At 68.6% G+C, this 18,696-nt stretch carries 16 protein-coding genes and 1 pseudogene; 10 read left to right on the forward strand and 7 right to left on the reverse strand.

Going from position 1 to position 18,696, the window contains the following annotated elements; all coding sequences use genetic code 11:
• Window positions 1-260 precede the first annotated feature (260 nt).
• Window positions 261-487, reverse strand: a pseudogene (locus tag GA0115234_RS43035) (hypothetical protein); the annotation flags it as partial.
• A 112-nt stretch (window positions 488-599) separates the two neighbouring features.
• Between GA0115234_RS43035 and GA0115234_RS44210 the strand changes: the two are divergent.
• Window positions 600-839, forward strand: a complete 240-nt coding sequence (locus tag GA0115234_RS44210; protein ID WP_093538974.1) for a SpoIIE family protein phosphatase — start codon at window positions 600-602, stop codon at window positions 837-839.
• Between the two features lie 281 nt (window positions 840-1,120).
• On the opposite strand, the gene GA0115234_RS01435 is transcribed toward GA0115234_RS44210, so the two are convergent.
• From GA0115234_RS01435 to GA0115234_RS01445, 3 genes are all read right to left on the reverse strand, one after another.
• Window positions 1,121-3,520 (reverse strand): glycoside hydrolase family 2 protein, encoded by a 2,400-nt coding sequence (locus GA0115234_RS01435; protein WP_093538975.1) that lies wholly within the window; start codon window positions 3,518-3,520, stop codon window positions 1,121-1,123.
• 251 nt (window positions 3,521-3,771) lie between these two features.
• Window positions 3,772-5,310 (reverse strand): right-handed parallel beta-helix repeat-containing protein, encoded by a 1,539-nt coding sequence (locus GA0115234_RS01440; protein WP_161275536.1) that lies wholly within the window; start codon window positions 5,308-5,310, stop codon window positions 3,772-3,774.
• 273 nt (window positions 5,311-5,583) lie between these two features.
• Complete coding sequence (locus GA0115234_RS01445; protein ID WP_237540999.1) at window positions 5,584-6,294, reverse strand: endonuclease/exonuclease/phosphatase family protein; 711 nt, start codon at window positions 6,292-6,294, stop codon at window positions 5,584-5,586.
• Between GA0115234_RS01445 and GA0115234_RS43040 the strand changes: the two genes are divergently transcribed.
• From GA0115234_RS43040 to GA0115234_RS01470, 6 genes are all read left to right on the forward strand, one after another.
• Window positions 6,281-6,487 (forward strand): hypothetical protein, encoded by a 207-nt coding sequence (locus GA0115234_RS43040; RefSeq protein ID WP_237541000.1) that lies wholly within the window; start codon window positions 6,281-6,283, stop codon window positions 6,485-6,487. The genes GA0115234_RS01445 and GA0115234_RS43040 overlap by 14 nt on opposite strands.
• 195 nt (window positions 6,488-6,682) lie before the next feature.
• Window positions 6,683-7,870 carry an ROK family transcriptional regulator gene (locus GA0115234_RS01450; protein WP_093538978.1) on the forward strand — a complete coding sequence of 396 codons (1,188 nt, stop codon included), beginning with the start codon at window positions 6,683-6,685 and terminating at the stop codon, window positions 7,868-7,870.
• Window positions 7,871-8,019: 149 nt separating this feature from the next.
• Window positions 8,020-9,357, forward strand: a complete 1,338-nt coding sequence (locus tag GA0115234_RS01455) for an extracellular solute-binding protein (RefSeq protein WP_093538979.1) — start codon at window positions 8,020-8,022, stop codon at window positions 9,355-9,357.
• Complete coding sequence (locus tag GA0115234_RS01460) at window positions 9,344-10,363, forward strand: carbohydrate ABC transporter permease (RefSeq protein WP_093538980.1); 1,020 nt, start codon at window positions 9,344-9,346, stop codon at window positions 10,361-10,363. The genes GA0115234_RS01455 and GA0115234_RS01460 overlap by 14 nt, the downstream gene beginning before the upstream one ends.
• A gap of 2 nt (window positions 10,364-10,365) precedes the next feature.
• Window positions 10,366-11,220, forward strand: coding sequence for a carbohydrate ABC transporter permease (locus GA0115234_RS01465; protein ID WP_093538981.1), 855 nt, complete (start codon window positions 10,366-10,368; stop codon window positions 11,218-11,220).
• Window positions 11,221-11,228: 8 nt separating this feature from the next.
• On the forward strand, window positions 11,229-12,842 hold the full coding sequence (locus GA0115234_RS01470; protein WP_237541001.1) for a beta-N-acetylhexosaminidase: 1,614 nt from the start codon (window positions 11,229-11,231) through the stop codon (window positions 12,840-12,842).
• 171 nt (window positions 12,843-13,013) lie between these two features.
• On the opposite strand, the gene GA0115234_RS01475 is transcribed toward GA0115234_RS01470, so the two are convergent.
• Entirely contained in the window at window positions 13,014-13,958 is a 945-nt protein-coding gene (locus GA0115234_RS01475) for an NAD(P)-dependent oxidoreductase (protein WP_093538983.1), read from the reverse strand.
• A 377-nt stretch (window positions 13,959-14,335) separates the two neighbouring features.
• Window positions 14,336-14,974 carry a TetR/AcrR family transcriptional regulator gene (locus GA0115234_RS01480; protein ID WP_093538984.1) on the reverse strand — a complete coding sequence of 213 codons (639 nt, stop codon included), beginning with the start codon at window positions 14,972-14,974 and terminating at the stop codon, window positions 14,336-14,338.
• Window positions 14,975-15,096: 122 nt separating this feature from the next.
• Here GA0115234_RS01480 and GA0115234_RS01485 point away from each other — a divergent pair, with 122 nt between their 5' ends.
• The 3 genes from GA0115234_RS01485 to GA0115234_RS01500 all read left to right on the forward strand — a co-directional run bounded on the left by GA0115234_RS01485 (window position 15,097) and on the right by GA0115234_RS01500 (window position 18,165).
• Window positions 15,097-15,939 carry an SDR family NAD(P)-dependent oxidoreductase gene (locus GA0115234_RS01485; RefSeq protein ID WP_093538985.1) on the forward strand — a complete coding sequence of 281 codons (843 nt, stop codon included), beginning with the start codon at window positions 15,097-15,099 and terminating at the stop codon, window positions 15,937-15,939.
• Between the two features lie 193 nt (window positions 15,940-16,132).
• Window positions 16,133-17,155, forward strand: coding sequence for a hypothetical protein (locus GA0115234_RS41750; RefSeq protein ID WP_141718361.1), 1,023 nt, complete (start codon window positions 16,133-16,135; stop codon window positions 17,153-17,155).
• 584 nt (window positions 17,156-17,739) lie between these two features.
• Entirely contained in the window at window positions 17,740-18,165 is a 426-nt protein-coding gene (locus GA0115234_RS01500; protein ID WP_370803753.1) for an MFS transporter, read from the forward strand.
• Between the two features lie 275 nt (window positions 18,166-18,440).
• On the opposite strand, the gene GA0115234_RS43050 is transcribed toward GA0115234_RS01500, so the two are convergent.
• On the reverse strand, window positions 18,441-18,692 hold the full coding sequence (locus GA0115234_RS43050) for a hypothetical protein (protein ID WP_237541002.1): 252 nt from the start codon (window positions 18,690-18,692) through the stop codon (window positions 18,441-18,443).
• Window positions 18,693-18,696 lie beyond the last annotated feature (4 nt).

Below are 18,696 nucleotides of genomic sequence, written 5' to 3' on the forward strand. Positions count from 1 at the left end.
ACCTGCTGCGGTTCCTCACCAGCAGGCCGCGTGGCGAATCGTTGACCAGGTGCGTGTAGTCCGCGTTTCCGGGAGCTGGACGACGCTGAGTCGAGTGCTGTCCGCTCCTCTGCCGACGGCCTATGGCCGATGGCCGGGCAGGTCTCGGCGGCGCCGCAGGCCGGCGGGGATGTACTTGTCACAGTCCTGGCGAGCATGGCGGCCCCCTTTGTCGGTCGCTGTGGTGTGGGAGGGGACGTCGACTACCTCAGTCCGGCTTGTCAGACGATGACGGGGACCGCCTTGGCGCGATTGGTGGCCCAGTTGGTGACGACGGGCTTGTCGACGTTGGCGGTGTGGGGGAGCTTGAGCTCGCCGCGGGGTTGGGGTCGTCTTCGTCGCACTGTCCGACGGGGGAGACGACGCCTCCGGAACCGGAGCCGAAGGACACGCTGGGGGTGTTGATCTCCATGGCGCTGGTGATGTCGGGCTTGGCCTGGGCGGTGAGGAGGTTCGCGGCTGCGGCGGCCCGAACGAGACGGGCGGAACGGGAGGCGGGACGCGAGCGCAGTGTGATCTTCAGCGGCTGGCGGTTTCGGTGCTTCTGCTGACATCCCGGCATGCGTACGGTGTGCGTCCTGGACTGCGGTCGTCGGCCTCTGCTCGTGCTCGGCCCGCACGGCACAACCGAGGTGGAGACCGATCCCGGCCTGCCGTGCGGTAGGGGAGACCTGCTGTCCCGGGCCCCAGCCGTCACCCCTCGGACGCTTGGTCCCGGGCACTTGCTGGTGGCCCGTTCCGGAGGTGTCACCGAAGCACGGAACCGGGATTGCACCCTCTACCCCCGCCCGAACGGTTGAATAGTGGCTTCAGAAGCTGCCCACCATCCTCCGCCCAACCCGTCGCCTTTGCTCGAACACGACCCCGGCTCGCTGGGTACCCGACCTGGACGACGACGTAGCCCTTGTCACCCTGCAGACCGAGAACGAGCTGCTGAGAGATCTCCTGCCGAATCCAGGCCACCTCCGTTCGGTATGGGTGAATTCCCGCGATCAACGCAGCACCTGATCATTGGTGTGTCGTGGCGTAAATGTCACCGGCGACCGGCGTCATTGTCGGATGTGACCCGGGGTGGGGACGCTCACACCCCTCCCACACTGAACAGGGCATCGCGTGCGGCGGAAATGTCGGGGTCGGTCCAGCCTCGGATGCTGATCCGTGTCTCCTCGCCGGGGAGCAGTGTGACCAGGCCGCGGTCCGCTATGGCGTCGGGCCCCAGCCGGTCTGCCTGGAGCAGGAGGTCGCGTACCAGAGTGCGGGCCGTGATGACGATGTCAACGATGTCGGTTCCGGCGACGGCGTCGAGACGTACGTCGTACTCCGGCACCGGGTAGTCGAACTCTTTGTCGGCCACGGGGAAGTGCACCGCCCGGAGCCCATCGGCGTCGGCCACGAGGAATTCGCTGGAGGAACCTTCCTCGGGCAGCAGCGGGCCGGGCACCGCGCGCCTCGTGACTGTCCGCGGGCCCGCAGCCAGTTCCAAGGACGCCTCGTGCAGCACGGTTCCCTCCGCGTTCAGTCGACGCAGGACGATCGTGGTGCGCCAGTCGGAGCCGGACTGGTTGTCGAGGGCGAGCACGGGACCGTTGCCGGTGGGGACGAGGGTGAGCAGTCGGTCCGCGTAGACCCGCCGCAGCTCGTGGTGGAGCGGCTTGAGCCGGCCGTCGCCGTCGACGGCCGCCCACGAACTGACCGGCCAGCAGTCGTTGAGCTGCCAGACCACGGTGCCGGCACAGACCGGCCAACTCGCCCGCCAATGCTCGACGCCCGCGGCGACGGCGCGCGCCTGGACGACCTGGGCCAGGTAGTGCCACCGGTCGAAGTCGCCCTCGGGCAGACCGAAATGACGCTCGATGCCCCGATTGAGTTTGACGTTGCCGTCCGCGGCCTTCTGGTGATGCAGCATACCGGGGGAGTCCGGGGCGAGCAGCTCGCCGGGCAGGGCGCGGCGGAGCGTCGCGAGGGCGGGGGGAGCCTGCCAGCCGAACTCCGCGCAGAAGCGAGGTACGTCCGCCCGGTACTCGGCGTAGTCCTGACGGTTCCACACCTCCCAGGAGTGGTGGGTACCATGCCGGGGATCGTTGGGATGGTGGTCCCACGACCCGGACCAGGGGCTGCCCGCCGTGTACGGGCGGGTCGGGTCCAGCTCGGCGACGATCCTGGGCAGCAGCCCGAGGTAGTAGCCCTCGCCCCAGGAATTGCCGGCCAGCGGCTGCTCCCAGTCCCAGTCCCGGAACCCCCAGAGGTTCTCGTTGTTGCCGTTCCACAGCACCAGACTGGCGTGCGGCATCAGGCGGACAACGTTGTCCCGCGCCTCTGCCTCGACCTCTCCGCGCAGCGGCTGTTCCTCCGGATAGGCGGCGCAGGCGAAGAGGAAGTCCTGCCAGACCATGAGACCCAGTTCGTCGCACACGTCGTAGAACGCGTCGTCCTCGTAGAGGCCACCGCCCCATACGCGGATCAGGTCGATGTTGGCCTCGACGGCCTGGGCCAGCCGCGTCCGGTAGCGCTCTGGCGTGACCCGGGACGGCAGGACGTCGTCGGGGATCCAGTTGGCCCCCCGCACGAAGATCCGTACGCCGTTGACGACGAAGGTGAAGCCGGTGCCGTGGGCATCCGCGGAGCGGTCGATCTCGACCGTGCGGAAGCCGATGCGGTGCGTCCGGGCGTCGAGCCGGTCGCCTCGCTCGTCGAGCAGCGTCATGTCGAGTTCGTACAGCTGCTGTTGGCCGTATCCCCGGGGCCACCACAGGGCGGGTTCCGCCACATCCAGGCGCAGCACCGCGTCGTCGCCCTCGAAGGTGATCTCCGACTCCGCACCGGCGACGGCGGCGCGGAGGGTCAGTCGACGGCCGGCGCCGTTCGCGGTGCGCTCGGTGCGCACCCGCAGTTCGACGCGGCCGGTGGAGCCGTCGACCGAGACGAGGGGACGGACCTCTGCGAGACGGGCGGTGGACCAGTGTTCGAGGCGTACCGGTCGCCACATGCCGGCGGTCACGACGGTCGGGCCCCAGTCCCAACCGAAGCTGCAGGCCATCTTGCGGATGTACTGGAAGGGCTCCGGGTAGGCGTTCGGGCGTTCCGCGGTCAGGGCGCGGACGCGGTCCGCCTCGTCGTAGGCCGACGCGAACCGCACTTCGAGCGGTCCGGTGCGACCCGTGACGTCGAAGCGGTGGACGCGGTGCATATTGCGCGTGGTGCCGAGGCTCCGGTCGGCGAGGAAGACCTCGGCGGCGGTGTCGAGTCCCTCGAAGACCAGATCGGTGTGTTCGTGCTCGCTGTCGTGGTGCAACTCGGTCACGTATGACCAGGTCTGTTGTCCCACCCAGGCGATCTCGGTCTCGTTGTGACCGATGAAGGGATCGGGGATGGCCTGTGCGGCGAGCAGATCGCTGTGGACGCAGCCGGGGACGCGGGCGGGCAACAGCGCGTCCTCGTGGCGCAGACTCCAGCCCTCGTGCAGCTGGGTGACGTCCTTCATGGTGTGCGGCTCCAATCGACTGGCGGCTGAGGGGTGCGTGTAACGGGGTGGCACATCGACGCTGCGATCACCGTACTGTCCGTGAACCGGTGAAGGGGCGAATGGTTCACGGACAGGGGGCAACACAAAACTCCGGTCCCTGACGTGTGCATTTTTTTGCGGCTTCTACGGCTCGTGGTGGGCGGCCTATCGGTGGTCCTCGAGCCAGGCCGCCCGCCGGGCGGCCTGAGCCATGAGCCGGACGAACGGTCCTAGAGAATGCCGGGGCCCTGGTCGGCACCCATGTTCGGCGGGTTGCCGACCAGGTTTCCGTACAAGTCCCGGCCGGGGGAGCCCGGGACGGGGATGCCCGTGCGCAGGGCGGGGGAGCCGGAGCGCAGCCGCAGGCCCCGGGGCAGGGCGCCGGTGGGGTCGGAGAGCAGTGGGTCGGCGGTGGTGCCGCCGGGGTTCCCGGGCGCGCCGGCCGTGTTCACGAGGCCGTTGTGGGAAAGGGTGACGCCACCGCTCTGCAGGTGGAAGGAGGCGGTGCCGGAGCCCTCCTTGACCACGATGTTGTTCTCGAACGCGATCCTGTGCCGCTCGGTCGTGTTCTCGTTGACGACGGTCTGGCTGACGCCCGCGCCGACATAGATCGTGTTGTTGTGGAAACGGACGCCTCCGAAGGAGCCGCGGCAGGTCTCGATACCGCGGAAGTGGTCGTTGCGGCTGACGTTGTAGCGGATCACGGCGTCACCGAGGGTGCCGGTGGCGGTGCAGACGAGGAAGAAGCCGCCCGCGTTGTCGTGGCTGACGTTGTACTGGAAGACGGTGCCGAAGGTGCCCTCGTCGACGTCGTACGCCATGCCGTCGCGGGTGGTCTCGCCGCCGGACACCTCGTTGTACTGGAAGACCGTGCGGTCGGCGTTCCAGGGCCACATGCCGGCGTTGTAGCCGGCGGAGCGCCGCTGGAAGCCGTCGAGACGGTTGTGCTCGACCAGCGTTCCGTCGGTGGCGGTGATGACGATGCCGTCACCGCCGAGGTCCTTCAGTGTGTTGCCGCGCACCACGACGCGGGTGGAGGGCAGGAAGGCGGGGCCGTTCGGGTCGTAGTCGCCGTGCACCGGGCGGTTGTTCCAGGTGGACGCGAAGTAGATGCCCTCCCGGTCGACGGTGCGGACGGTATTGCCGGAGACGACCACGTCGTCGAACCTGGTCGGTACGGCGGAGCCGGTCACCGAGAACAGGATGCCGGCGGAGCCCTCCGTGCCCTTGGTGTCGTCGCCGAGGATGTCGTGGATGTCCAGCCCGGTGAGCCGGTAGTGGGTGCCGGTGCCGTAGTCCTGGAGCTGGACGCGGACCCCCCGCTTGTTGCGGCCTGGGTTCCCGGAGTTGGTGATCTCCAGGTTGCTCGCCTCGACCCACCGGGTGTTGCGCAGTAGTAGGGTCTCGGGGTTGCCGCCGCCGTCGACGACGGGTTTCGCGCCCTGTCCGTACGCGCCGATCACCATGGGCCTGCCCGGCCGCCCCGTGCCCTGAGGGGCGAGGGTCCCCGTGCAGCGGCTGCCGCGTCGGAGCAGGACCGAGCTGCCGGTCCTCAGGCTGAGGCGGTTGATCTGGTCCAGGGTCTTCCAGGGGCGTTTGCGGGAGCCGTTCTCCGTTCCGGTCGAGGGCCCGCAGTCGACGTACTGCACCTGCCGGGAGCTGTCCCTGGATGCGTTCGCCGCGGAGGCGGCCGGTGCTGTGAACGCCGCCAGGGCGACGGCGACGAGTGCCGCGCCCGCTGTGCGTACGGCCTGGGAACGCCATGGCATGGGTAGGGTCATCGGTCTCCGCTTTCGGTGGGTTGCTTCCCGACGTGCTCGGAAGGGGCCGGTCAGGCGTGGGCTTCGGCGCGTGTGGTCGGGGCGCCGCCGCAGGGCGGCGAGCAGCCGCAGGGGGTACGGCGGCCGCGGGTCGTCGGCCGGGAGGCAGGGACGGAACCGCAATCGGCGCCGGAGCCGGACTTCGGTGTCAGCCCTCGAACGCCGACACCGGCGCCGCCTCCCGGCGGCCTCGGACATGCTGCGGTGACAGGTCGGCCCGTGTCACCGGATGCTGAGCTCGACCCGCAGCGGCCGGTGGTCGGAGACCGTCACGTCCAGGACCTTGGCCCGCCGGGCCTGGACGCCCTGCGAGGCGAACACGTAGTCGATCCGCTCATGCGGATTCACCGAGTCGTACGTGAACCCGTTTCCCTTCCCGGCCACCGGCCAGGTGTCGGTCAGCCGCTTGGTCATCGCGGCGATCTCCTCGCTGTCCGGCGCCGTGTTGAGATCGCCCACCAGCACCGTGGGAAGACGGGAGCCATTCACGATCGCATTGACCGCCGCCACCTGCGTCAGCCGATCGGCCTGCGAGGTGTCCTCCAGGTGGGTGTTCAGGAAGCGCAACTTCTCTCCCCGCACCAGGAGGTCGGCTTCCAGCAGGCCCCTCTGCTCGCCCGTCCCCGAACGGGGCAGGAGTGTGTTGCGGGAGTTCACGATCGGGAAGCGTGACAGGATCGCCGTCCCGTACCGGCGTCGGGGATCGCCCGGCCTCTCCGGGTCCAGGTCGAGATTCGCGCCGTACGCCAGGTGCAGGCCCAGTCGCTTCGCGAGCCAACTCGCCTGATCGACGAAGTCGCTGCGCGAGGCGAAGTGCCGGTCCACCTCCTGCAGGCCGACCACATCGGCCCCCGACTGCCGCACCGTTTCCGCGACCCGCTCCAGATGCAGAACGTCGTCCGGATCCGCGCCGTGGTGAATGTTGAACGTCATCACCGTCACATTGCGTCCGGGCGACGACACCCGGGATGCCGACGCCGACGCTGTACCGGTAGCGGCCGAAGCCGTCACCGCGGTCAGCGCCGCCACCATGATCAGCGCGCATCTGTCCCATGCACGAGACACACCACACCTCCGAATCGCACAGAAAGTGAACGCCAACCCGCAGCGCTCCGAAGGTGGTTGAACATAACCGCACTCAGTCAAACACTCAACTGGTGAATCCTGTAGAGATGTTCCGTTCCGGATTCGATGTCGCGATGGTCGGATATGGGGATCGTGGATCTTGGTCGTGCGGATCTCTTGACGTCGCGGCGTCGCGCCCCGAACATATCCAACGTCCTTTAACTAAAAGGTCTTTACTTATCCGGAGGCGAACTCTGTGGCCGATCCGTTCCTGCCGCCGACCGACCCCCGCCGCCGCGCCGAGCGCGGCCTGGCGCGGGTCTCCGCACGTCGGCAGCCGCCCGAGCGGACCAAGGCGAGCACGCTGGACAGCAGGATCCACAACCGCGCACTGGTCCTGGCGACGCTGTACCACCGGGGCGCGATGAGCAGGTCGGAGATCGCGCGGACCCTGGGTCTCACCGCACCCACGGTGTCGGCGCTCGTCGCTGACCTCGAGAGCGACGGACTCGTCGTCGACACCGGTCCCCGCAAGGGCAACCGGCTGGGCAAGCCGGCGAATGTGATGCGGATCGACGACGACGCCGCCCACATCCTCGCCCTGGACCTGTCCGGCAGCGAACATTTCAGCGGCGCGGTCCTCAACCTCCGCGGCGATGTGGTCCGGCGCGCCCGCGTGCGGTACGGGAACGCCGCCGGTGAACGTGCCGCCGAACTGGTGTTCCAGCTCGTCGGTGAGCTGATGGACCTGGCGCCCCGGCGCGTCCTCGGCATCGGAGTCGGTTCGCCCGGCATCGTCGGTGACGCCGGAGTCATCCATCACGCCGCCCACCTGGGCTGGAGCGAACTGCCCCTCGCCACACAGCTCTCCGAACGTTTCGGTGTGCCGGCCCATGTCGGCAACGACGTGAACATCGCCGCGCTCGCCGTGCTGCGCTTCCGGAACGCCAGGACGCAGAACCTCATGGTCATCACGATCGAGCACGGCGTGGGCGCGGGCCTGATCGTGGGTGGCGAACTCGTCGAGGGCGAACAGTTCGCCGCGGGCGAGATCGGACACGTGACCGTCGACGAGGACGGCGATCCATGCGTCTGCGGGCACCGAGGATGCCTGGAACCACTGATCGACGCGACAGAACTTCGCAGGCGTATGGCTGGCCGCGACCCGTCCGGGCGCGACGGCGTACTCGCCGACGCGGGCCGGGCCCTGGGCACCGTCCTCGCACCGATCAGCAGTGTCCTCAACCTCAACGAGATCGCCCTGCTGGGCCCGCCGGACCTCGTCGAGGGCCCCTTCCTCGACTCCGCGGCCGCGGTGATACGGGCCCGTACCTACGCACCCATCAGCGCCTCACTGACCATGCGGTCGCTCGCCGGCGACCCGGACCTCATCCTGCTCGGCGGAGCCGGCATCGTCCTCTCCGGCGAACTGGGCGTGTGGTGAGGACACGAGCCGCCGGCTCCGGACACGAGCGCTCCGCCTCAGGCATGAGTCCCCGCCCGGTGCATGAGCCCACCGCCCGGGACATGAGCCCCTCGCCCACCGGCTCTTCCCCACTCCCTTCCCAGCCCCTTTTCACCCCAGGAGCTCCCATGACACATAAAGGCCTGCGGCACAGCGCATTCGTGGCCGTCGCCCTGACCGCCGCCCTCGGCGCGAGCGCCTGCTCGGGGTCGGCGGGCAGAGGCGCGGGCAGCGACACGAAGCCCCGGGCGGTCCCTGCCGTCAAGGGCGAGGGCAAGACCCTGACCGTGTGGGTGATGGACGGCGACTACTCCGATGCCACGCTCAAGGCGATGAAGGACCAACTTACCCGGCAGACCGGCGCAGAGGCGAAGGTGGAGGTCCAGAACTGGGACGGCATCACCACCAAGATCACCACGGCGCTCGCGACCTCGACCCCGCCCGACGTCATCGACATAGGCAACACGCAGGTGGCGAGCTTCGCCGCCAGCGGAGGACTGATGGACCTCACCCCGTACACCAAGGATTTCAGACAGGGGCAGTCCTGGCTGGCCGGTCTCGAAGAGCCCGCGACGGTGGACGGGCGACTGTACGCCGTGCCCTCGTTCGCGGGCGCCCGCGCGGTGATCTACAACAAGAAGATCTGGGCCGCGGCGGGCGTGAAACACGCCCCCGCCACCCTCGACGAACTGACCAGCGCCCTGCGCAGGATCCGTGCCGCCAACCCCGCCCCCGACTTCTCGCCCTTCTACCTGCCGGGCCGCTACTGGCACACCGGTGTCCAATTCGTGTGGGACGCGGGCGGCGACATCGCGGCGAAGCAGGGCTCCACCTGGAAGGGCGCGCTCGGAACCGAAGCGGCACAGCGCGGCCTGAACGCGTACCGGCAGTTCCAGAACGAGTTCTCCGCACCGTCCACCCGCACCATCGACACCCTCAACCCCGACCAGACCCGGGTCTTCGCGGACGGCAAGGCGGCCGCGATCAGTGCGACCAACGCCACGATCGCCCTCATCAAGAAGGCAAACCCCTCCTTCAAGGACTCCGACATGGGGACCTTCCCATTCCCGGGCAGGTCCGGCACGTCCCAGCCCGTGATGCTCGGCGGCTCCGACTGGGCCGTCGCCGCCAAGAGCGCCCACGCGGACCTCGCCCTGCAGTGGGTGAAGATCGCGACCGCGCCGACCGTGCAGAAGCAGTGGGTGGCGGGCCACGACGGCTGGATCCCGAACAGCACGGGCGCGGTCGAGGCCGCCCGCGACGAGGCCGATCCCCTCTTCCGGGGATTCTTCGACGCGGCCCTGCGGTCCAAGGCCACGCCGGCCGCCGCCGACTGGGCGGAACTGGAAGGCAACAAGGACATCGACAAGGTGTTCTCCTCCATCGCCTCCGGGACCAGAAACGCGAAGCAGGCGGCCGACACCTTCGACGAGACGGTGGGCAAGGTACTCAATGCCCGGCACTGACCAGACCGTCCGCGGCAACCCCAGGGCGGCGATCCCACCCCCCGTACCCGGGCACACGGCGGACGCCCTGCCGCCGCGCCCCGGCGCCGCCGCGACCCGCTCCGTGTCCGCACACCACCGGGGACCGTGGGTGGCCTGGGGGTTGCTGACCCCCGCCGGGCTGGTGATGCTGGCCGTCACCGTCGCACCGATCGCCTTCCTCGTCTACGCGTCGTTCACCGACTACGACCAGCGCTCCCTGTTCACCGGTGCGTTCGACGTCGTCGGCACCCGCCAGTACACCGACCTTCTGTCGCAGGCGGAGTTCTGGGATGCCCTGACCAGGACCGTCGTGTTCACCGCCGCGATGGTGGCGGGCAGCATCGCCGTGGGCATGGGTGTCGCCCAACTCCTCACCCGGCTCGGGTCGGCGATGCGCATGACTGTCACCGTCGTCCTCATCCTCGCCTGGGCCATGCCGACGGTCGCCTCCTCCCTCGTATGGAAGTGGCTCTTCCAGCCCGGATACGGCGTCGTCAACTGGATGCTCACCCAGACCGGCCTGTTCGGCGACATGACCAACACCGACTGGTCCAACAGCGCACCCCTGGCCTACCTGTCCATCTGGCTGCTCATCGTCTGGCAGGCCGTACCGTTCATCGCACTCACCCTCTACGCGGCACTGAGCCAGATGCCGGCCGAAGTGCAGGAGGCAGCCCGGCTCGACGGAGCCGGCGAGTGGCGCGTGTGGTGGTCGATCACGCTCCCCTTCCTCCGGCCGACGCTCACACTCGTCACCCTGATGTCGGTGATCTGGGACTTCAACGTCTTCAACCAGATCTGGCTCGTCTCGGCCGGAGGACCCGACTCCGCGACGACCACACTGGGAGTCTTCGCCTACCGGACCGCCTTCGTGGCATTCCGGGTCGGCCAGGGCGCGGCCCTCTCCGTCATCACGACCGTGATGCTGCTCGCCGTCACCGCCCTGTACATCCGACGCCTGCTGCGCTCCGGGGAGGACCTGTGACCATGCTCCGCACACGCGGCGCCCGCTCCACCGCGACCCGGGGCCGGCTGCTCAGCAACAGCCTGGCGGTCGTGTTCTGCCTCGTCTGGCTCTTCCCGGTCTACTGGATGGTCAACACCGCGCTCAAGCCCCGCTCCGAGGCGATGACGGCGACACCGCACTTCTGGCCCGCCTCGCCCACCCTGCACAACTTCGACGTCGCGCTCAACCACACGGGGTTCTGGACGAACCTGGGCAACAGCCTGCTCGTGGTCGGCGCCACCGTGATCGTCGCCGTCGTGCTCGGCATGTTCGCAGCGGCCGCGGTCTCACGGTTCCGGTTCCGCGGCCGGCGCACCGTCATGGTCGCGATCCTCGTCGCACAGATGCTGCCCGGCACAGCCCTGCTCATCCCCACCTTCCTGGTCTTCAACGAGGCCGGGCTGCTGGGCACGTACACGGGCCTGGTACTCGCCTACCTCGCGTTGGCACTGCCGTTCTCGATCTGGGTGATGCGCGGGTTCTTCGCCGCCATTCCCGTCGAGATCGAGGAAGCCGCCCGCATCGACGGCGCCTCGACCTGGCAGATGCTCTGGAAGATCCTCTTCCCGCTGGTGCTGCCCGGCGTGGTCGCGTCGAGCATCTTCGCCTTCATCGCCGCCTGGAACGACTACCTGATCGCCTACACCTTCATGAAGGACCGCGGCCAGTACACCCTGCCGGTATGGCTGGCCTCCTTCACCAACCCCGCCAGTGGAACCGACTACAGCGCGCAGATGGCCGGTTCGGTCATCTTCTCCCTCCCGGTGGTCGTGTTCTTCCTCCTCATCCAGCGCAAGTTGGTCTCCGGCATGTCGGCCGGAGCAGTGAAAGGATGACCCTTCCGATGCTCCTTCCCCGCCCCACATCGGTGCGCACCGACGACGGCGTGTTCCTGCTCGACGCGTCGACCGCGATCACCGCCGCCCCCGAGCTGCGCCCCACGGCCCGCTGGCTGCAGTCGGTCCTGCGGCCCTCCACCGGCCTGGACCTGCCGCTCCTTCCCGAGGCACGACACACGATCGACCTGAGGCCGGGGAGCGACCTCGGCCCGGAGGCGTACCGGCTCCGGACCACCGCCGACGGCGTCGTCATCGAGGCCGGCGGCCCCGCCGGCGCCTTCTACGGATGCCAGAGCCTGCTGCAACTTCTGCCCACCGAGGTCTACCGCCGCTCCGAGGCGGGCGGGGTGCGGTGGTCGGCGCCCGCCGTGTGCGTCGAGGACGCGCCGCGGTTCGCCTGGCGCGGCACGATGCTGGACGTGGCACGGCACTTCATGCCCAAGCACGACGTGCTGCGCTTCCTCGACCTGATGGCCATGCACCGTCTCAACACACTGCATCTGCACCTCACCGACGACCAGGGCTGGCGGGTGGAGATCCTGCGCCGCCCGAGGCTCACCGAGGTCGGCGCGTGGCGACGCGAATCCCCGCTCGGCGCGTTCCCCGACGCACCGGGGGACGGGCGGCCGCACGGCGGCTTCTACACCCAGGACGACATCCGCGAGATCGTCGCCTACGCGGCACAGCGGCACATCACCGTCGTCCCCGAGATCGACGTACCCGGGCACTCCCAGGCCGCGATCGCCGCCTATCCCGAACTGGGCGTCGGCGGCGGGCAGCCGGAGGTGTGGACGCGGTGGGGGGTCAACTCCCGCGTTCTCAACATGGAGGAGTCGACCGTCGACTTCTACCGCGACGTCCTCGACGAGATCATGGACCTCTTCCCCGGCCCGGTCGTCGCGGTGGGCGGCGACGAGTGCCCCACGACCGAGTGGAGCCAGGACGCGCGCACCCAGGAGCTGATGCGCGAACGCGGGCTGCGCCACGAGAACGAGCTGCGCTCCTGGTTCGTGCGGCAGCTCGGCTCGCACGTCACCTCGCGCGGACGGCGGCTGCTGGGCTGGGACGACCTGCTGGAGGACGAGGTGCCGGAGGGGACCGTCGTCGCCTCGTGGCGCGGCATGACCGGCGCCGTCACCGCGGCGCGCAGGGGTCTTCAGGTGATCGCGTGCCCGGACGACCAGGTGTACCTCGACTACCGGCAGTCCGACCGGTCCGACGAGCCGATCCCCGTGGCCGTGCCCATCACGGTGGAGACGGCGTACGGATTCGAGCCGGTGCCGCCCGACCTGACGGACGAGCAGCGCGCACACGTCCTGGGAGGTCAGGCCAACATCTGGACCGAGCACATGGACTCACCGCGGACCGTCGACTACTTCGCATTCCCCCGCCTGTGCGCCGTCGCCGAGGCGCTGTGGAGCACCGGCGAGCGCCGGTACGAGGAGTTCCGCGTCCGGCTGGACCACCATCTGGCCCGTCTGGACGCCGTCGGTGTCGAGTACCGGCGCGAGTCCGGCCCCCTGCCGTGGCAGACCCGACCGGGCATCGAGGGCCGGCCGACGACCCCCGCCGAGCGGGAGTCCTTCATCGATGTGCTCGTGGCCGGCATCACGTCGTAGGAGGCACGCTCGCGTCGTCGCCGAATCGCGGCGGTGAGGGAACGAGTCCGGGAGGCGGCCGTGTGGGGCCGGGGCCGGTCACGCGGACTCGTTCCCGAACCCGGGGAACGGGACGGCGAACGAGGTCGCGCCCTCGGCAGGACGAGGGCGGCCGGTTCGGGCCATTGCCGGTCAGGCACGCGGTGACAGGCCGTCGTCCACGGGGACATCCTGGGCCTCCAGCGTGACGCCGGAGTTCCTGGCCTGCTCAAGGATCAGCGCGGCGAAATCCTCCTCGACGTGCCCTGCGCCGATGGCACTCGCGACGAGCTGAGCGGTGGTGGCGGCGAGCGGCATCGGGACCTCCAGTTCGCGGGCCGCGGACAGCCCCAGGTCGAAGTCCTTGCGCAGCAGCGGCATGGTGAACGTAGGCTGGAAGTCGAGGTTCACCAGCGCGGGCGACTTGTAGCGGGTGTAGACCGAACCCATCACGGAGTCGTTGAGGAATTCCAGGAAGGCGGCACGGCTGACACCGCCCTTCTCCGCGAGAACGGTGATCTCGGCGAGCGACTGGGTGACGACACCGAGGAAGACATTGTGCGCGATCTTGACGAGACGGGCGACTTCGTCCTCGCCGACATAGGTCACCCCGCGCCCCAGCAGCGCCAGCAACGGCTCGACCCGGTCGAACACCTCGCGCGAGCCGGAGGCCGCGACGGTCAACTTGCCTGCGGCGACCACTTTCGGGTTTCCGCTCACCGGGGCCGCCAGGAAGCCGGTCCCACGCTTCGCCGCGGCCTTCCGGACCAGCGCGGACGTCTGCGTGGACACCGTGGAACTGTCGACCAGTACACCCGGCGCAGCGTTCGGCGAGGTCAGTACGCCGCCAGGGCCCGTGGTGACCGTTTCCAGGTCGGACGAGGCGGAGACCATGGTGAAGACGACATCCCGGTCGGCCAGATCGGCCGGCCGGTCGACGATCGCGGCTCCCCGCTCAGCCAGCGGTTCGGCCTTGGCACGGGTCCTGTTGAAGACAGCTACGTCGTGCCCCGCGTCCAGCAGCCGAGCGGCGAGCCGGAAACCCATGCGGCCGGTCCCGATCCAGCCGACGCGCGGGCGTTCCTGGGCTGTATGCATCACTTGTGTACCTCGATCCTGGAAGACGGCTCGACCTGTGCGGCCCTGCAGCTCACCGACTGGACCGCGGCATACGACCTACAAGGGGCCGACACGCGACGGCCCCTGCACCAGCTTGCACGACCATCCCACTCCGCCTGGGGCGGTGTGGCCGCAAACCTGCTGGACCACACCCGTATGCGAGCACTTCGGAAGGCTGTCCCACACGTTTGCGATCTTGTTGTGCACCCAGCACCTCTGATGGCGAGTTGCGGGGGAACACCTCGTTGATCGCGTTCCCCGGGTAGCCGGGTGCTCACCGAGTACAGGCTCTCGGACCCGCGGCTCCGACCAGCCTGCCAACGTCCGCCGCTGAATGGCACACGCGGCAGACGAAGTCAGCCTGTGCCACCGGCATCGCGCAAGGGCGCCTGGTCCGGGCGGGCGCGAAGCCCGTCGAGAATGATCGCCAGATATCGGCGCCACATCTCACCGGGGCGTTCGGTGGACAGATCCATGACGGCGTCGATCATCGCGGCGATGGGAACGACGTCGGCCCCCGTGACGCCGTCGCGCAACACTCCCTGGGCGTGTGCCCGAGCCACCAACCGCTCGCAACGCGAGGCGATCTCCCCCCGAGCGCGGGCCAGTCCAGTGCCCTCAAGGGTCCCGTGGCGCATCAACTCGCGCAGCCCGCGGTTGTACGTGGCCCGCTCCAGCGACTTCTCCAGGAAGCCGGCCAGAGCGGCGAACGCGTCGCCCTCGGCCAGTGCCTCCTGTGCCATCGCCGCGATCTCGTCGAGTTCTTCGGCGAAGACGGCCTCTGCGAGCGCCTGTTTGTCGGGGTACCTGCGGTAGACGGTGCCGACCCCGAGCCCGGCGTGGTGCGCGACATCATTGAGCGTGGCCTGGAGCCCCCGTGCGGCGAAGACTTCGCGCCCGGCCCGGAGGATGCGCCGTCTGTTGAGTTCGGCATCCCGCCTGAGCGGACGTGGCTTCGCGGCATCGGGCCCCTCGTCCACCCTCCGCGTGTCCATGGACGACTCCTTCCACTGATCTACCGAATCACAACCGGATACACCATATCCGGTTCGTGGTACGGTCCGACCTAAGCGGATAACTGCTATCCGGATAGTTCGCAGGGGGAGGAACGTCAAGGATGCAGACCGTGGTCATCACCGGAGGAACCGACGGGCTCGGCAGAGGACTCGCCGTGCATTATCTGCGCCAAGGAGCCCGCGTGGTCGCCGTGGGCAGTACGCCTGCGAAGGGGAAGGCTCTGCTGGCGGAGGCGGCAGCCGTCTCGGCAGCGGACCGCGCTGTCTTCCTGCGGGCCGACCTGACCTCGGTGGCCGCGGCCAAGGAACTCGTCACGGCCATCGAGAGCACCTGCCCCTCGGTGGACAAACTCGTCCTGTGCGCCCAGCGGTACCGGCTCTTCGGCCCGCGCACCGTCACCTCCGAAGGGTTCGAGCACAGCTTCGCCCTCGCGTACCTGAGCCGGTACGTCCTCAGCCACGGCCTGCGAAAGGTGCTGGAGTCCGCGCCGCGGCCGGTCATCATGAACGTCGGCACCCCAGGCACCCCCCTGGGCCGGATCCACTGGAACGACCCGCAATTGGCACACGGCTACAGCGGTACCAAGGCCACGCTGCAGTCCTTCCGCGCCAACGATCTGCTCGGCGTGGCCTTCGCTGCGCTGTACGCCGACTCCCCGGTGAGCCACGTCGGCTACAACCCCGGCGTGGTGTCGACCGACATGCCCAACCACCTCCCGGCTCCGCTGCGCGTTCTCACCAAGGCCGCGTTCGCCCTGTTCGCCACCTCCGTGACGAAGGCCGTCGCCCCGATGGTCCGGCTCCTGGACGAGCCGCCGGGCGAACGCTGCACCGCCTACCGCGCATCGCGCCGGCTTCCCCTCAAGGGACCGGCATTCGACCTGGATGCCGCGCTGCGCCTGCACCACCTCACACAAGAGCTGGTGATAGGTGTGAAGCCATAGCCATGACGGAATCGACGGGTTTCTCATTTCTCCGCTGCAATGCGAGTTCTCCGAGGGCCGCCCTCATGCTGGGCAGGCTGGCGCTGCCCTCCGCGTCGAACGGTATGCCGCGCGCTCACGGGCCATTCAGGGATGACGAAGGCCGATCCTGTCGACGCGGGTGGGTGTCAGAGGCCACTCATAGAATCCGGCCATGAGTGATCCCGTGAACCGATCCCTTGCTGCCGCTGCCGCTGTGAGCGCCGCCCAGGCCGCTGATGCTTCGCGACTGGCCCCCAAGGTAAGCGCCTCGATCGAGAGCGGCGCGGACAAGTCAGCCCGCGATGAGGGCGGTTGTACCCCACTCCACGATGCGGTCCGGACCCAGCGAGGCAGCGAGGATGTGCCACCGGCCGCGGTCGTGCCGGCCCGCTTCGGGCATCCGCCGATGAAGGCAGGGCCGTTGCCCATCGACATGGTGGCCGCGCGTCGGGTCGTCGCGGCAAGACAGGTCAGAATGTCCGAAGCCCGCGCAGCCGCCGGAGTCCCCGACGAGAGTGAATGGTTGACGGAACTCGTACGGCCGGAATTCAAGAGCTTCGAGGATTTCGTCTCCGGACCGCGCTGCCATGACGATCCCGATCGACTCCCTTTGATCCCGGGACTGTGCGCGGAGATACTCGGCGATGACGTCGGCACGGAACGTGCTCTGACCGGTGATCAGGATTTGGATGTCCCGTTCTTCCATCACGGGGACCTCGTGGTGGATGGAAATCTGGATGTGGCGGCCGAATTCGTGGTCACCGGATCATTAAGAGTCAGCGGCATTCTGGCCGACAGTGGTCCTGACTCCGTTGTCGCGATCGGCGGTGATGTGCGGGCCCGCGCGGTGCACACCGACGGAGCGATGTCCGTCGGTGGTGATATCGAGGCCGAAGTCGTTTACGGCTACTATCACTATCGGATGCTCCGCGCGGGCACCATCCGTGCCCGACTGGTCATCGACGACGAGCACCACACGGACGCGGTAGTACAAGCGAATACGTACTTCGACGCCGATCACTATCAGCAGGGATATGGAAAAGGTGTGCAGGAGGTACTGAGGGAACTACTCGTCGACGAGGTATTCGCCAACGACGAGGACGAGGAGGAGGAACACCTTTACCGGGAACTCCTCTTCGAACGCCTGCGCAAGGGAGAACCGGTCTTCCGCACGATCCCTGCCGCAGCCAACTGAAAGTCCTGCCTACACCATGCCCCGAGCGCACGGATCCGCCGCGTCCGAGAAGAACACGGCATACTGCCGAAGCATTCGACAGAACCGGAGTCGTGCCCGATTGGCTCTCCCGGTTCGTCAGCGCGGTGGCGGAAGCAACGTCGTCATCCGATTGCCAACGGCCGGTGCGGAGCTGCTGCTGAGTCAAGTCTTCGCGGTACGCGTCAGGACCCGGCACAGTGTGGCGCCCAGTAAATTCGACAGAGTCTCTTGTCTCTGGCTCCGGACAGTTGGACAGGCAAAATCCATGTAGGTGTGCTGGATCGGGCAGATGAGCACAGGCGGCAGCTCCGGGTCGGCCAGGGCCACGGGTGTTCGCCAGCAGAATCACGAAGGCACCAAATGCAGGCCGCGCCCGCCCAGATACAGATCCCGGTCAACCGGGTAGGGCGCGTGTAGGACGGGAGACCGCCACTGCGCAACCGACCGTAACGAGCGCAGCAGGCCGTGCACACCGCCTTCGAGTAGCGCCTGCATACACCTACATCGCGAAGTTCTTGCGCGACGTGAGTGGGTTTCCCCCGACCACGGTCACCGCCTTGCTCGTGGGGTTCGGTGTTGCGTGCCTGGCCGGGGTGAGTATCACCGGGACGTTGCTGGACCGCTTTCCGTATGCCGCGCTGACCACTGCCGTGGCCACGCAAGCAGTGGGCATGCTGGGCCTGTACGCGGCCGGGACCGACACGGTGGCGGCGGTGGTGTTCCTGGTGCTGATGGGCGGGGCACTCGGGCCGGTGTTCATGACCACCCAGAACGCCATGCTGCTCTGCGCGCCGGGCCGCACCGATATCGCACTCGCGGCCAGCTCCGGTTTCTACAATGCCGGTATCGCGGCGGGCGCCGCGCTCGGGGGACTGATCCTGCCACTCGCCGACGTACGCGGCACCTTCCTCACGGGTGGGCTGCTGACCCTCGGGGCATGCGCGGTGCTGCTCGGTGGGTGGCTGCTGTCCAGGCGGGCCCAAGAGTAGGAGAAGGAAGGGGAGTGGCGCCGACGTCGATCGGGCTGCTCCCCGGGCCGCCGTCGCCGTCGAAGCCGGCCGCCCGCGCAGCCACGACCCGGGCCACCGGAAATCAGCGGCCCGCACGCGTAGCCCCATCAGCACGGCGCGACGCGAGTGAGCGCGTGACCCCCCGTATCACCGGCAAGAGCGCTCAGCTCAGGACAGTTCGGGCGGTCATGGCTGTGTCCTGTGGATCTTGACCGCCTGGTGGTCGCACTCCGAGGAAGCGCACCGTTTCCTCCTCACTCCACCGCGAGGCCACCCCGGCCCCCTGATGCGGCGGGCGACGGCGGGTAGTCATCGACGGTCACGGAGTTGTAGAGGCGCGCGCTCCTGGTGGTGAGGCGAACGAGGGCACGGCTGGGGCCCGCAGGCAGGGAGGAGATCAGGCGTGCGCCCTGCGCCAGTCCCCACACACCGAGGCGGGATGTGGGGATCAGAGTCTTCGCCGCGCTCAGCGCGACCGCGCGGCTGCCGTGCACATGCTCCGCCATCACG

It is taken from the genome of Streptomyces sp. DvalAA-43, assembly GCF_900091725.1.
Taxonomy (GTDB): domain Bacteria; phylum Actinomycetota; class Actinomycetes; order Streptomycetales; family Streptomycetaceae; genus Streptomyces; species Streptomyces pulveraceus.

Excerpts from the sequence above, each read along its gene's own strand:
- GA0115234_RS01435 (WP_093538975.1), bottom strand. The coding sequence starts at position 3,520 with ATGAAGGACGTCACCCAGCTGCACGAGGGCTGGAGTCTGCGCCACGAG.
- GA0115234_RS44210 (WP_093538974.1), top strand. The coding sequence starts at position 600 with ATGCGTACGGTGTGCGTCCTGGACTGCGGTCGTCGGCCTCTGCTCGTG.
- GA0115234_RS01465 (WP_093538981.1), top strand. The coding sequence starts at position 10,366 with ATGCTCCGCACACGCGGCGCCCGCTCCACCGCGACCCGGGGCCGGCTG.
- GA0115234_RS01460 (WP_093538980.1), top strand. The coding sequence starts at position 9,344 with ATGCCCGGCACTGACCAGACCGTCCGCGGCAACCCCAGGGCGGCGATC.
- GA0115234_RS43040 (WP_237541000.1), top strand. The coding sequence starts at position 6,281 with ATGTTGAACGTCATCACCGTCACATTGCGTCCGGGCGACGACACCCGG.
- GA0115234_RS41750 (WP_141718361.1), top strand. The coding sequence starts at position 16,133 with ATGAGTGATCCCGTGAACCGATCCCTTGCTGCCGCTGCCGCTGTGAGC.
- GA0115234_RS01455 (WP_093538979.1), top strand. The coding sequence starts at position 8,020 with ATGACACATAAAGGCCTGCGGCACAGCGCATTCGTGGCCGTCGCCCTG.
- GA0115234_RS01445 (WP_237540999.1), bottom strand. The coding sequence starts at position 6,294 with ATGACGTTCAACATTCACCACGGCGCGGATCCGGACGACGTTCTGCAT.
- GA0115234_RS01440 (WP_161275536.1), bottom strand. The coding sequence starts at position 5,310 with ATGCCATGGCGTTCCCAGGCCGTACGCACAGCGGGCGCGGCACTCGTC.
- GA0115234_RS01480 (WP_093538984.1), bottom strand. The coding sequence starts at position 14,974 with ATGGACACGCGGAGGGTGGACGAGGGGCCCGATGCCGCGAAGCCACGT.
- GA0115234_RS43050 (WP_237541002.1), bottom strand. The coding sequence starts at position 18,692 with ATGGCGGAGCATGTGCACGGCAGCCGCGCGGTCGCGCTGAGCGCGGCG.
- GA0115234_RS01485 (WP_093538985.1), top strand. The coding sequence starts at position 15,097 with ATGCAGACCGTGGTCATCACCGGAGGAACCGACGGGCTCGGCAGAGGA.
- GA0115234_RS01475 (WP_093538983.1), bottom strand. The coding sequence starts at position 13,958 with ATGCATACAGCCCAGGAACGCCCGCGCGTCGGCTGGATCGGGACCGGC.
- GA0115234_RS01470 (WP_237541001.1), top strand. The coding sequence starts at position 11,229 with ATGCTCCTTCCCCGCCCCACATCGGTGCGCACCGACGACGGCGTGTTC.